Raw genomic sequence first — 14,428 nt, forward strand, 5'->3', positions numbered from 1 at the left:
TCCTTTGTTAAAATGGGATCCAATATCCTAAAGGGGGAAGTATGTTGGGAAGAATGCTTGAGGATGCTAGTAAGACATTATTAAAACAAAATGGTGTTCCTGTTCCGGGACACAGTGTTATTTCATCAAGTGAGGAATTGACAGCAGACCAGCTATCAACTCCAAAGGTTTTAAAAGCACTTGTTCCTGTTGGAAAAAGAGGCAAAGCTGGAGCCATTAAATTTGCTGAAACATTTGAGGAAGCGAAAGTAAAGGCTGAGGAAATTTTTCGAATGACTGTTAGAAACTATCCGGTTGATAAAGTTCTAGTAGAAGAAAAAGTTGATATTGATAAAGAATGGTATGTATCCATTACCATTGATCCGCAAAAGAAAATACCTGTTATTATTGCTACAACTGAGGGCGGGATTGAGGTCGAAGATTTAGTAAAAGATTCACCTCATCAAGTTGTTGTATACCATGTGAAGCCATTTGAGCCTCTTCATCCTTATCAGGCAAAGGAAATTTGGAGCAGGCTTGGTGTGACTGGCAAACCGCTGGTGAAGGCAACTTCTGTTCTTTGTAAGCTTTATGAAGTTTTTACTAAATATGATTGTACGATTCTAGAAATCAATCCGCTAGTTCTCACAAAGGATGCCAATGTTATTGCTGCCGCATCTGTAATGGGTGTTGATGATTCTTCCCTTTTCCGTCATCCGGAGCTTGAGGGGCTAGTTGAATCGGGAAGCGAACGGTCGTGGCGTCCTCTTACTGAGCTGGAAAAAGAGATGGTGAAGGTCAATGATGCTGATTACCGCGGGACGGCACGATATACAGAAATGGATGGCGGAGAGATTGGTTTTATGTGCGGCGGAGGCGGAGGAAGTCTCTTAAGCTTTGATGCCTTAATCAATCTGGGTGTGAGGCCTGCCAACTATTCTGAAACAGGCGGCAATCCTCCAGAGGAAAAGGTTGCCGGGTTAGCAAAGGGCATTCTGTCCAAAGAAGGGGTAAAAGGATTGTTTGTCGCCCATAATATCTCGAATAATACACAGATTGACATTATGGCGAAGGGAATTGTCCGTGCCATTCAAGAGCTGGGCATCAACCCTCAAACCTTTCCGATTGTTGTCAGAGAAGCGGGTGTGAATGACGAAGAAGGCAAAAGAATTTTTGAAGAAGCAGGGATCACCTATTTCGGCGAAGACCGGACCATTGAAGAAGCTGCAGCGGAAATGGTCAAGAAGATGAAGGGGGTGTCCTAAATGGCTATTTTAATAGATAGCAATACTCGAATGGTGGTTCAGGGAATTACCGGACGTGAAGCCACAATGATCGTGGATCATACGACCTCTTATGGAACCAAAATATATGCCGGTGTCACGCCGGGAAAAGGCGGGCAGCTTGTCCGTGGCGTGCCTGTCTATGACACGGTTGCGGAAGCAGTCAAATACCATCAGGTAAACGCAAGTCTTATTGTTGTTCCTCCAGCATTTACATTAGATGCGGTTCTTGAAGCGATAGCAAATGGCATTCAATTGATTGTTGTAACTACAGAAAATGTTCCGCAACATGATGTTGTAAAGCTTTTGTACGCAGCTAAACAAGAAAATGTCACAATTATAGGGCCAAATACCGCAGGCATCATTAACCCAAAGGATCGAATCAAAATGGGATCCATTGGCGGGGATCGTCCTGAACGCTGCTTTGTTCCAGGTAATGTTGGGGTGATTTCAAGGAGCGGAGGGATGACAACAGAATCCTCCTGGATGATTAAACGTGCTGGTTTTGGCGTAACAACAAGCATTGGAATTGGCGGTGATAGTTTAATAGGAACAACGATTGCAGATTTGCTGGCCTTATTCGAAAAAGACGAAGAGACCCATGCAGTTGTCACATTTTCGGAGCCGGGAACTTCGTTCGAAGAGGATGCAGCACAGTTTATTAAAGAGGGCGGATTCACTAAGCCTCTTATTTCCTTTGTAGCTGGGAAGTTTACGGAGTCCATGCCGGATGGCACAGTTTTTGGCCATGCAGGAGCCATGATTTCAGGCGATGTGGGGAAACCTTCACTGAAGATGAAAGCACTTCGCGATGCGGGAGCCCATGTGGTTGAACGCTATGATGAAATGATTAACGTTTTGCAAAACGTATTACAAGTAAAGGTGGGAGATGCGAAATGACATTAAGTAAAAAGTTGGCTGAATATACAGTAAACCTTAAATATGAAGATCTGCCGTCCGAGGTGGTTGAGTTTACAAAGCTATGTATCCTGGATTGGTATGGCTCCGCGCTGGCTGGAAAAGATGAAAAGCCGATTCTGGCTATCAAGGAGCTGGCAGAAGAGTGGGGAGGAAATGAGCAAGCAACTCTTGTAACTGGAGGCAAGTCTTCCATTGGCAATGCCTGCTTGGTAAACGGTGCTTCTAGCCATATTGTAGAGCTTGATGATATCCATAAGTCTTCTATCATTCATGCGGGAACCGTCGTCATTCCAGCAGCTGTGGCAGTTGCAGAAGCTTATAACTTAAGCGGAAAAGATTTAATTACAGCTGTTGTTGCTGGATATGAGGTTTGCTATCGAGTAGGTGAAGCGGTTTCTCCATCACACTATTATTACTGGCACAACACTGCTACATGCGGAACATTTGGCTCTGCGGCTGCAGCAGCGAAGCTATTAAACTTAAATGTTGAACAAACGGCGTATGCGCTTGGAAATGCCGGAACTCAAGCGGCTGGTTTATGGGAATTTATTGAAGATGGAGCAAATACGAAGCAGCTTCATACGGCAAAAGCAGCCTATAACGGGACTTTAGCGGCGATGCTGGCAAGAAGTAACTTCACATCTGCAAGCAAGATTCTTGAAGGAAGAAGAGGCTTTTTCAATGCGATGTCCGATGAATTTGATGCTGGGAAAATAACAAAGAACCTAGGCAATGAATTCAAAATCATGGAAAACAGCTTTAAGATTCATGCATCCTGCCGTCATACACATCCTGCTATGGACTGTGTTCTTGAGCTTATGAAAGAACATTCCCTTCATCATGAACAACTGCAAAATGTGACGATAAAAACATATCAAACGGTTCTTAATATCACAGATAATCCTAAGCCAGATACGATTTATGCTTCAAAATTCAGCAGCCAGTTCTGTGCAGCACTCATAGCTGTCAACGGATCGGCCTCATTAAAGGACTACAATAATGATGCTTTAAGCTCAAATGTAATCAGGGAAGTAATGGAAAAAATTGATGTCCAATCTGATCCATATTATGAAAATGCATATCCGGAAAAATGGGGTGCAAGGGTTGAAATGACATTAAAGGATGGCAGAACCCTTGTGAGCTCAACTGATTATCCTAAGGGTGATCCGGAAAAAATGGCCAGCAGCGAAGAATTGGTAGAGAAATTTAGGACCATGACCATAGGGAAAGTAAATAATGCAAAAGAGCATATTAAGGCTGTTTTAACTTTAGAAGAGATGAATGTGCGAAATTGGATGCAGCTATTGGGAGAAAGCAGTGTATCGGAAAAACAGCCACAGTAATTATCAAGGCTAGCGGGACATAGTCCCGCTAGATTTTTCTCGTAACATCGAAGTGAGACTCAGAAAAACGGAGTTGAGGACTAAAATGATTATAAAAAATTCCTTCCATTATGATGTGATTGTGATTGGCGGAGGTCAAGCGGCCTTAGCTGCAGCAGTTTCGGCAAAAGAAGAAGGTGCCGCTGTTGCGTTAATTACAAAAGGTAAAGCTGGATTAGGCGGCTCATCTGTTATTTCTGATGGCGTTCAATCAGCGATATTTTCAGATGGTGATTCACCGGATGTATTCTATCAGGACATTATAAAAGGAAGCAAAAATTTATCAGATCCAAAGCTTGCTAGAATTCTAGCTGACGAGTGCACAGAGAGAGTCAATGAACTTGAAAGCAAGTTTGGCATTCCTCTTGAGAGGGAGCGAAAAGTGAGTACACCGGGGCATTCATTCCCGAGAAGAGTCTATGCAGGAAGCGGGATTGGCCGAAATACAACTAAATCCATGAGAGAATATGCTTTAAATCTTGGTATAGACTTTCATGAGCAGTCTGAGATGGTTGATTTAGTGAAGGAAAGCGATATCGTTACCGGTGCAGTCGTGCAGAAGAATCAGGAGCTATTTGTTTATTACGCGCCAGCAGTTATTTTAGCAACTGGGGGATTTGGCGGACTTTACGCTTCTTCAGATAACCCAAGAGATGTAACCGGTGAAGGAATAGGCATGGCATGGCGGCATGGTGCGCGCCTTGTGGACATGGAATTTGTTCAGTTCTATCCGTATCGGCTGCAGCATCCGGTGAATGTTGATATAATGACAAGAATTTTTGGCAAGGGTGCCATGTTGCTTAATGAGAAAAACGAACGGTTTATGGAGAAGTTTCCGAGAAAAGAGCTAGAAACAAGGGACATATTAAGCTATTCCATGTTTAAACAAGCTAAGGTGCTTTTGGATTTTTCTAATGTCTCAGAAACGGATATAGAAAAAGATAGCCCGCATCTGTACCGTCTATATAAAAAAGGCTATGAGGGCGAATGGGTTATGAGTCCTGTGCAGCATTACTGCATGGGCGGAATCGAAACAGACGAATGGGGAAGAACGAATATTGCCGGTTTATATGCATGCGGAGAATGCTCCGGAGGTTTGCACGGAGCCAACAGACTTGGCGGCGGCTCTTTAACAGAAGCGCTTGTATTTGGATGCCGGACTGGAAAGATGGCGGCAAAAGAAAAGGAGCATGTTCAAATAAACCAATCTGGAATTTCATATGATGATATATATTTCACTGCAGGTGATTCCAGTGAGATAAATGAATCTGAGGTAATTCGTAAAATCAAAGAAATTATGTGGGAAAAGGTTGGCATTGAAAGAACCACACAATCATTAAAGGAAGCGGCAGAAGAACTAGAAAAGCTCGCGTTAAAGCTTGAGAAAACTGAGGGGCTGACAAGTGTAAGGCTTCAGGACAAAGTTCGGGTCGCCTGGGCTTGCGCCTTAGCGGGCTCCTTAAGACAAGAAAGCCGCGGCGCACATAAAGTTCAGGATTACAAAGAAGAAAGTAAACAATGGGAGAAAAAAATTACGATTTGCAAACACGGGGACGGATCTCCTGTTTCTGCTATTTAAGCGGAAATCTACGGTTAAATTTTACAGAGACATTAGTTGAAAGGATCCCCCATGCAGGGAGATTTTTGACATGGAGAAAAGGGGGAAGTAAAAATGAAGAATGTAACATACGAAGAAATTGTTAACGAAGTCGCAAAAATGTGTCAGGAGGCTAACTTCGACCTTGGCCAAGATGTGATTGAGGCTTTCCAGACAGCACTAAAAAAAGAAACATCAGATACAGGTAAAGACATTTTGGAGCAGCTGATTTTAAATGCAGATATTGCCAAGAGTGAGAGGGTACCCATGTGCCAGGATACTGGGGTATCTGTTTTTATCGTTGAGGTCGGGCAGGACTGCCATATTACTGGCGGCAGTATTTACGACGCAATTAACGAGGGTGTTCGCAAAGGCTACGAGGAAGGCTATTTAAGACATTCCATTGTGGATCACCCAATCACACGCGAAAAAAGCAAAGGCTATAATACGCCTTCGATTATTCATATTGAGATGGTGCCTGGTGAGGACCTAGTCATCCATATGTCTGCCAAAGGCGGAGGCAGCGAAAATATGAGTACCTTAAAAATGCTTAAACCAGCGGATGGATTAGAAGGAATTAAAAGCTATATTTTGGATACAGTAGCCAAAGCGGGGCCGAACGCTTGCCCGCCGCTTGTTGTAGGGATCGGCATTGGCGGGAATTTTGAGAGATGTGCTTATTTGGCGAAGAAGTCGCTGTTTAGACCAATTGGCCATCGCAGTGAACGTCCCGAAATTGCTGAATTGGAAAAAGAATTGATGGAAAAAATTAATGAGCTAGGCATTGGGCCGCAAGGAATGGGCGGAAATACAACAGCTCTTGATGTGAAAATTGAAATTGAACCATGTCATATTGCTGCATTGCCTGTCGCTGTTAATTTGAACTGCCATGCAAGCAGGCATAAAGAAATAAGGCTGTAGGAGGGAACGGATATGAGCGCAAAACAGATTACTAGTCCAATAGATGAAAACATCATTGCAGAATTGAAATCCGGTGATCGCGTGCTTATCAGCGGAACCATCTATACAGCACGGGATGCCGCACATAAAAGAATGTTTGAGGCCCTTAAAAAAGGGGAAGAGCTTCCTTTTGATGTTGCAGGTCAGACCATTTATTATGTCGGTCCCACACCGGCAAAGCCTGGGCAGATTATCGGTTCAGCAGGTCCAACAACAAGTGGCAGAATGGACAAGTACACGCCATCTTTATTAGACTGCGGGTTAAAAGGAATGATTGGCAAGGGTTACAGAAGCCAGGAAGTCATTGATTCAATGAAGAAAAATAAAGCTGTGTATTTCGCGGCCATCGGCGGTTCAGGAGCTTTGATTACCCGTTCTATTAAATCAATGGAGGTTATTGCCTATGCTGATTTAGGACCAGAAGCCATCCATAAGCTCGAGGTAAAGGATTTTCCGGCTGTTGTGATTATCGACAGTGAAGGAAATGACTGGTACCAAATCGGAAAGCAGCAGTTTAATGACAATAAAACTTCAATGTAGTTTTTTAAAGGAGCCTCATAAAGGCTCCTTTTTTAATCAAACGTTTGATTAAAGGTGAATCCGCCATAAAAAGGCCTCAGGCGATCATCACCTGAGGCAGCAGTAAACTTATAATTTAATAGATACATATTTTGTTTCTAAAAATTCCTCTAACCCATGATGTCCGCCCTCGCGTCCTAATCCGCTTTCCTTTACACCGCCAAATGGCGCTTGTGCAGTGGAAGGAATTCCATCATTTATGCCGACAATGCCAAATTCAAGTTTTTCATAGGCAGCAATAGCCCTATTTAAGCTTTCAGTATAGGCATAGGCAGCTAATCCATAACGGGAATTATTTGCTTTTTCAAAGGCTTCCTCTTCATTTTCAAAAGCGATGATTGGAGCAACCGGCCCGAACGTTTCTTCCTGAAGAATAATCATTTCTTCATGAACACCGCTAATAATAGTAGGTTCAAGGAAATACCCATTTTTATATTCTTCCATCCGTTTTCCGCCAAGCTCGATTGTTGCGCCTTTTTCAACAGCATCGTCTATATGTTTGCGAACCTTAATATAGGAGTCCTCATTAATAAGCGGACCGATTTGTGAATCCGGCTGATAGCCTAAGCCAACCTTGATTTTTGCCGCTTCTTCACGAAGCTTTTCTGTGAACTGCGGTAATATAGACTTTTCTACGTATATCCGGTTGGCACAGACACATGTTTGGCCAGCGTTTCTGAATTTAGAAGCGATAACGCCGCTTACAGCCTTTTCAAGGTCTGCGTCGCCAAAAACGATAACTGGCGCATGTCCGCCCAGTTCAAGAGAAACTTTCTTAACTGTATCAGCAGCACCGCGCATTAATATTTTTCCAACCTCTGTTGAGCCGGTAAAGGTAATCTTTGCCACACGGCCATCTTCAAGCCATGCTTCGCCGATTTGCTTTGCATCTCCAGTGACGACGTTGATGACCCCTTTAGGAATGCCTGCTTCTTCCGCCAATTTTGCCAGTTTAATCGCTGTTAACGGTGTTTGCTCTGCGGGTTTAATAACCGCTGTACAGCCGGCAGCTAGGGCTGGGCCAATTTTTCTGGTAATCATGGCAGCTGGGAAATTCCAAGGAGTAATGGCTGCAACAACACCAACGGGCTGTTTAATAACAAGGATCCGCTTTTCTGTAGTAGAAGCTGGGATGGTTTCACCGTAAATCCGCTTGGCTTCTTCCGCATACCAGGAAAGGAAGCTTGCTGCGTAGGTAACCTCACCTAAAGCTTCAGACATCGGTTTCCCTTGTTCCTCTACTAAAATTTTTGCAACATCTTCTTTATTTTCTAAAATTAAATCATGCCATTTTTTAATTAGTGCGCTTCTCTCATAGGAGGAAGTTTGCGACCAGCTTTTGAAAGCCTTGTGCGCGGCGTCTACGGCCGATATTGCCTCTGATTTGCCGCCGTTTGGAACCTGGGACACGACCTCGCCTGTCCCAGGGTTAATGACATCAAAGCTATCGCCGGATTCTGCCTGAACCCATTCACCATTAATGTACATGGCATTTAAATCTAACACTTCTGTACTCATTAAGACATCCACCTTTCTTAATCTTGTTATTACTCTACGATAATGGAAGCACGAGTCACTTTTCTTGCGGCAGATTCGTCTAATGCAGTTTGAATCTGGTCTAATGTAAACTCTGCATCAAGAAGCTGTTTATATGGATACTTTTCAATTGTGTTCGATAAAAATTCAAGTGACTTGCGTAAATACCAAGGATTATAACGAACAACTGGAATAATGTTAATAGACTTTCTTGTTAATAGGCCTGGGTCAAATTCAACAAATTTTCCGATGGATACATTACCGATCGTTACATATTTACCGCCGGCCTTAATAAGATGAATACCTTCTGCAAATGCTGCAGGAACACCCGCTAATTCCATGCCGACATCTGCACCCTTGCCGCCAGTAAGCTCTAAAACAGCTCTAGCTCTTAACTCAGTAGTTTGATAGTCATTCATATCAATAACGTAATCTGCTCCGAACTTTTTCGCTTGTTCAAGACGACTCTTAACTCCATCTACAACAATAACCTTCGCTCCTTTTTCCTTTGCGATAGCTGCAGCATAAAGTCCAAGACCGCCAGCGCCTTGAATAACGATCGTTTGGTTATTGCGCAAATCTGCCTGCTCAATACCAAAGTAAACCTGTGATAGGGCACAGTTGGCGCTTGCAGCTGCTACATCAGGAACATTATCAGGAACTTTATAGAAATATTGATCTTTATGAATGTAATAATGAGTAGCAAATGTGCCGTGGAAATGCGGTTCTATTTCCGGCTGCTTTGTCCAGAATTCATAAGCATTTTCACAAAGGTGAAATTTCCCTTCCTGGCATGGCGCACATTTTTTACATGTAAGGAAATAGGCAGAAACTACGCGGTCGCCAACTTTGACAGGGTTTCCGGCATAATCTGTTGTCACGCCTTCTCCAAGCTCATGAATCGTTCCAATCATCTCATGACCAAGGACACCTCGCTTAATGCTTGGGTGATGTCCGCGCCAGATATGGAGCTCGGATCCGCATACATTTGTGCGTGTTACTTTTACAACTAAGGATCCTGCCTCTGGGGAAGGAACTTGGTATTCTTGGTAATCTAATTTAAGAGGCTCTGTCATTACTGCTACTTTTCCTGTTTTTACTGCTGTTTTTTCTGTCATTTTACATACACTCCTTTAGTAATTTTTTATGCTGAAATATCGTTTCCAAAAATTCTTTCTATTTCTTTATCAGCTGGTTTAGCTGTTACTAACGTACCGACGAACATAGTGACAAAACCAATTAATACGGAAATTCCGGCTGCACCAAATGGGTTTGTAAATCCAAAGCCAATTGGCAAATAAATAATCCAGTAAGCAATGGATCCTGCAAGCATGGAGAAAATAGCTGCACTCTTTGTTGCACGTTTCCATAAGGTTCCTACACATAGAGGACCGGCTGTCGCCGAAACAATACCGCCGATTCCAATCCAAAGGAAAACGGCTAAAGATTGAGGCGGGTTCCATGCCATTAAAATAGCAACACCGAGAACAACAAAGGTACCATAACGGCTGATTAACATTTCAACCTTTTCGGCTTTTTCCTTATCAATGCCTTTTCGAGGCACAATGGTTTTACGGTAGAGATCATTGGCAACAATTTGCGTAAGTGACACAATTAATCCGTCAGAAGTAGACATGATTGCTGATAGAACAGCTACTGCGAATAGTCCAGCAATGACTGGAGGGAATAATTCATTGAACACTACAGGAATGACCTGATCGGCTGCAATATTTTGACTTGGATCGATAATAGCGATACCAAGCAAACCGCCAAGTGACATCGCTGGCATAGTTGTTGCAACGATGGTACAGAACATAACAAGCTTCTTAAGTTCCTTGCCTGATTTGATCGCCATAAATTTATTTCCGATATGCGGAAGGATACTAAATGGAATATGGGCAACAAATAGCAGGAACACTAGCCAAGCACTTCCATAAGTAATATTGCCTGGCGCAAATAGCTGATTCAAGGAACCTTCCCCGCGTCGTTCATTAATAAGATCCATCATTCCAGAGAATCCGCCTTCGACTCCAGCTCCTGTGGCAAAGGCAATAATGACAACTATAGCAATCGCTAGCATTAAAAATCCTTGAACCGCATCCGTCATGATGTCGGAATGGGAACCGCCCATAAAAACATAGGCTGCTAGAATGGCACCTGTTAAGAATAGGGCAAGATTATAGTCTAATCCCATCATTGTCTGGAACATAGTGGCTGCCGCGACAAATTGAGAGACAACGTAAAAAATAAGTAAAATGGAAACAAGAGCTAAGACAATTCTTAAAAATTCACTATTAAAACGTTCACCCATAAACTCAGGGATGGTTCTAGTACCAAATTTATCGCCAAATTTCTTTACATATGAAGCAATGAGAAGCATTCCAAAAACAGTGGCAATTGGATATAGAATTGGATACCAAAGACTTGGAGCACCCATGCTGAAAGCTAATCCAGGTATCCCCATGAAAGTGGAGCCGCTGGAAATTGTAGCCGTAATGGCTAAACCTAGTGTGAGATATCCATATGAAGAACGAGCTGTGGCAAAATCATCAGAGTTTTTAGTCTTTTTCATGCCCAGCCAGCCTAAATAAAGCATTCCTAATACAAAAATCCCCATAAATAGCCATGACCAAAAAATAGTAGAATTCATTTATTTCGCCTCCAATCTAATCTAATTTAATGTTTAATCATCTTTAATGATGTTCGTCTTAAATAAAATAAAGCCCATAATCACCCAAGAGGCCAAAACAAGGCCTGCATACCAAGCTAGAATCATTCATTGCCACCTCCTTTCAAGAGCTTTAAGCAGCTTTCCTCAATATGTTTGTAGTTGGATAACTTATCAATTTTTTTTGAGGAGTGCTCCAGCAAGTAGTATTTTATTTGTTTAGAAGTCTTGTCCACATCTGAAAGAATCGTATATGGCATATGGATGACTTCTTCATTCCTAAGTTCTATCTTTGGAACAGACCATATTCTTCTGTAATGAATATAGTATCTTCTTATAAATTCCCTATTTTCTGAAAATTTTACTTCTGGTGGAAAAAGTGGGGAAATTATATGTTTCTCGTCAGCTTCTTTTGTTTTATAGTTTGGAAAATAATCAGCTAGACCAGAGGCGCCTTTTACTAAATCAACACCTGTAATGGAAGTATTCTTACGATCTTTTCGGAAAAAGGTTTTATATTCAATATCCCAAATCGAAAAAAGAACAGGAAAGTAAAAGGTTCCTTCGATTTTCAGATTCATATTTTTATACTTTGCTAAGCTTTGCAATTCTTCCCATTCAATTTCATCCGTATAGTTAAGCGTTTTCATCATATTCGTCAACTCCTGTTAATTATTTATGCAAGACTTGTGCCAACTATTATTTATTGGTGAATTGTGCTTAATTTGCTATAATTATAAATATAATTTTGGGAAAATAAAATAAATTACGATAAATTCGGGAAATTAGTAGTGGTTCGGGTGTTGCATTTTTACAATAAGTATTTGCGTTTTTGCAACAAAGGGAGGCTGGGACTATGCTTGTATCAAAAAGTAAGATGGAATTTGAACATGATTGGAGATATTTGGAGCTAGAGGCGGTCCTCAATGCATGTCAGGAAGGTATTTATATCGCTGATGCTGAGTTAAGATTCCTGCGCATGAATACAGCCTACGGAAGAATTACAGGACTGCAGGAAGAAGAACTCGCAGGGAAAACAAGTTTAGATCTTGTTCAAAATGGAACGATATCTGAATCTGTTGGCGAAATGGTGCTGCAGCAGAAAAAAGAAGTGTCTTTAATTCAAAAATTTCGCAGCGGAAAAACGGGATTAGTAACTGGTACACCCGTTCTAAAGGATGGCAAGCTGTTTCGTATTGTCATTACGGCAAGAGATTTATCAGAATTAAATAAATTAGAAACCCAACTAAGTGATGCGGAGGAACGGTCAGAAAGATATTTGCGTGAACTCAGTTTATATAAAGAGCGTGTACAGAGCGAGAAGATTGTCGCGGCAAGCGAGGAAATGAAAGAAATTTTGAATGCCATTCCGAGGATAGCCAGGGCAGATTTGCCGGTATTGCTTCTTGGGGAATCTGGAACAGGTAAGGAAGTATTAGCTAGACTCATACACGAAACCAGTAAAGGATCGGACAAGCCGTTTATTAAGGTGAATTGCGGGGCTATTCCAGGCGATCTATTAGAATCAGAGCTATTTGGCTATGTAAAAGGGGCTTTTTCCGGTGCAAATGAAAAAGGGAAACCAGGATTAATTGAGATTTCCAATAACGGTACCCTGTTTTTAGATGAGGTAGGTGATCTGCCATTAAAGCTTCAGGTGAAATTGCTTCGGGTCCTGCAGGATTTTGAAGTAACTAGGCTGGGCAGTACAACTCCTGTGAAGGTGAACTTTCGTCTTGTCTGTGCAACGAATCGGCCGTTGGCTGAGATGATGGCTAAAGGGGAATTTAGGGAGGACTTATTTTACCGCATTAATGTTCTGCCCATTAACATCCCTCCATTGCGGGAACGAAAAAAGGATATTATTCCATTTATCTTTGAAAAAACAGAAAAACTATTTAAGAAGTATCAAGTTCATAAAAATTATTCTCCTGATGTATTGAAAATATTAGAAAGCTATCACTGGCCTGGAAACATTCGTGAATTGGAGAATGTAATCGAGCGAATGTTTATCATGACGGATGATACGACCATTAAGGTAAAAGATTTACCTTCACAGATTGCCGTTCAAAAATCTGCGAAAGAGACCTATACCTTGAAGGAAAGAATGCAATCAATAGAGAAAGAGATTATTGTTGATCAATTAAGCCAATCATCTAGTTTAAGAGAAGCAGCAAAAGAACTTGGTGTTGATGTTTCAACTTTATCTAGGAAGTGCCAAAAATACGAGATTCAAATTTAATGAATAAGGCGGGGATTGAATTGGCTGTTGTTAAAGTAGAAAGTTTGCGTACCTTTACGGAGGATGCACTGAAAAAATCTGGATTAAACGAAGAAAATGCCAGACTTGTAGGTGACGTTTTAGTAGAAGCCGATCTTCGGGGAGTCCATTCCCATGGAGTGCAAAACCTCCCTAGATGGGCGAGAGGATTTTTAAAAGGTCATTTGAAGACAGAAGTTGAAAGCCAGCCTGTTGAAGATGGGGTCGTTTCTGTCATTGATGGGCAAGGCAGCCTTGGCGTCATTGCATCAAACATCGCGATGGATCTGGCAATAGAAAAAGCTAAAAAGTATGGAGTTGGGTTTGTCGGTGTGAAAAATAGCAGTCACTTCGGACCGGCAGCCTATTATACTATGAAGGCATTAGACCATAATCAGATTGGCTTTTGCACCACAAACAGCCCTGCCGTTATGGCACCATGGGGTGGAAAGGAAGCTTTGCTCGGCAATAATCCATTTTCCTATGCTATTCCTGCTGGGGAAGAGCCGCCCATTGTTCTTGATGCAGCGTGCAGTGTATCGGCAAGAGGAAGAATTCGCATGATGGCAAGGGAAAATGAGGTATTGCCTGAAGGATGGGCAATAACCAAGGATGGTGAACCGACCACCGACCCAAGAGAGGCTATCGAGGGAACCGTTCTTCCGTTTGGCGGGCATAAGGGATATGGATTAGCAGTTATCAACGAAATTTTATCTGCAGCCTTAACAGGAGCTTTATTCTCCTTTGAGGTGGGAGAGATTTCAAGCGGCCCCGCCGAATCTGAGCTGCAAAAACATGAACAGGCTGCATGGGGCGTAGGACATCTATTTGGCGCTATCGATATCAACCGATTCGGAAACGGACAGCAATTCCAGGAAAGAGTAGCCTACCTCATCAGGACCATAAGAGAATCTGAAAAAGCCATGGGATCTGAACGAATCCTGCTTCCAGGCGAACTAGAAGCCCAATTGAAGACTGAAAGACAAGAGCATGGCATCCCTTTAAAAGACAGTACTATTGATCTTATCAATACATTTGCTGTGGAAGAGCTTGGGATGGAAAGATTGGAGTCTTATTTTAAAATGGCAGAAAAATAGATATTCCACTAAAAGTCAACTTTTTTATAGAGTTGGCTTTTTGTATGCAATAACATTAATGTTTTCTATTTTTAAAAATGAAATATTCTATTTTTAAATGTAATAGAACTTTGATATTATTTATTACAGGATTCAAAATATTTTATATTTTTTAATTATTTAAATT

At 41.9% G+C, this 14,428-nt stretch carries 12 protein-coding genes; 8 read left to right on the forward strand and 4 right to left on the reverse strand.

The window, feature by feature from the left end; genetic code table 11:
* The first annotated feature begins 41 nt into the window (after positions 1-41).
* The 6 genes from AC1Q59_RS09720 to AC1Q59_RS09745 all read left to right on the forward strand — a co-directional run bounded on the left by AC1Q59_RS09720 (position 42) and on the right by AC1Q59_RS09745 (position 6,662).
* Positions 42-1,244, forward strand: a complete 1,203-nt coding sequence (locus AC1Q59_RS09720; RefSeq protein WP_492365614.1) for an ATP-grasp domain-containing protein — start codon at positions 42-44, stop codon at positions 1,242-1,244.
* Positions 1,245-2,162, forward strand: coding sequence for a succinate--CoA ligase subunit alpha (locus AC1Q59_RS09725; RefSeq protein WP_492365615.1), 918 nt, complete (start codon positions 1,245-1,247; stop codon positions 2,160-2,162). It abuts the gene before it with no gap.
* Entirely contained in the window at positions 2,159-3,526 is a 1,368-nt protein-coding gene (locus AC1Q59_RS09730; protein WP_492365616.1) for an MmgE/PrpD family protein, read from the forward strand. Before AC1Q59_RS09725 ends, AC1Q59_RS09730 begins: the two co-directional genes overlap by 4 nt.
* A gap of 85 nt (positions 3,527-3,611) precedes the next feature.
* On the forward strand, positions 3,612-5,144 hold the full coding sequence (locus AC1Q59_RS09735) for an FAD-dependent oxidoreductase (protein WP_492365617.1): 1,533 nt from the start codon (positions 3,612-3,614) through the stop codon (positions 5,142-5,144).
* Positions 5,145-5,237: 93 nt separating this feature from the next.
* Complete coding sequence (locus tag AC1Q59_RS09740) at positions 5,238-6,083, forward strand: fumarate hydratase (RefSeq protein WP_492365618.1); 846 nt, start codon at positions 5,238-5,240, stop codon at positions 6,081-6,083.
* Positions 6,084-6,095: 12 nt separating this feature from the next.
* Complete coding sequence (locus tag AC1Q59_RS09745; RefSeq protein ID WP_492365619.1) at positions 6,096-6,662, forward strand: Fe-S-containing hydro-lyase; 567 nt, start codon at positions 6,096-6,098, stop codon at positions 6,660-6,662.
* Between the two features lie 108 nt (positions 6,663-6,770).
* Here AC1Q59_RS09745 and AC1Q59_RS09750 read toward each other — a convergent pair whose 3' ends face one another.
* The 4 genes from AC1Q59_RS09750 to AC1Q59_RS09765 all read right to left on the reverse strand — a co-directional run bounded on the left by AC1Q59_RS09750 (position 6,771) and on the right by AC1Q59_RS09765 (position 11,558).
* Entirely contained in the window at positions 6,771-8,219 is a 1,449-nt protein-coding gene (locus tag AC1Q59_RS09750) for an NAD-dependent succinate-semialdehyde dehydrogenase (protein WP_492365620.1), read from the reverse strand.
* A 29-nt stretch (positions 8,220-8,248) separates the two neighbouring features.
* Entirely contained in the window at positions 8,249-9,355 is a 1,107-nt protein-coding gene (locus AC1Q59_RS09755; RefSeq protein ID WP_492365621.1) for a zinc-binding dehydrogenase, read from the reverse strand.
* A gap of 26 nt (positions 9,356-9,381) precedes the next feature.
* On the reverse strand, positions 9,382-10,887 hold the full coding sequence (locus AC1Q59_RS09760; RefSeq protein WP_492365622.1) for a sodium:solute symporter family protein: 1,506 nt from the start codon (positions 10,885-10,887) through the stop codon (positions 9,382-9,384).
* A gap of 122 nt (positions 10,888-11,009) precedes the next feature.
* Positions 11,010-11,558: a hypothetical protein gene (locus AC1Q59_RS09765; RefSeq protein WP_492365623.1), complete on the reverse strand. Its 549-nt coding sequence runs from the start codon at positions 11,556-11,558 to the stop codon at positions 11,010-11,012.
* A 203-nt stretch (positions 11,559-11,761) separates the two neighbouring features.
* Between AC1Q59_RS09765 and AC1Q59_RS09770 the strand changes: the two genes are divergently transcribed.
* Positions 11,762-13,147 (forward strand): sigma-54 interaction domain-containing protein, encoded by a 1,386-nt coding sequence (locus AC1Q59_RS09770; RefSeq protein WP_492365624.1) that lies wholly within the window; start codon positions 11,762-11,764, stop codon positions 13,145-13,147.
* A gap of 20 nt (positions 13,148-13,167) precedes the next feature.
* Positions 13,168-14,262, forward strand: a complete 1,095-nt coding sequence (locus AC1Q59_RS09775) for an Ldh family oxidoreductase (protein WP_492365625.1) — start codon at positions 13,168-13,170, stop codon at positions 14,260-14,262.
* The last annotated feature ends 166 nt before the right edge of the window (positions 14,263-14,428 follow it).

This window comes from Cytobacillus sp. MT66, from assembly GCF_058792595.1.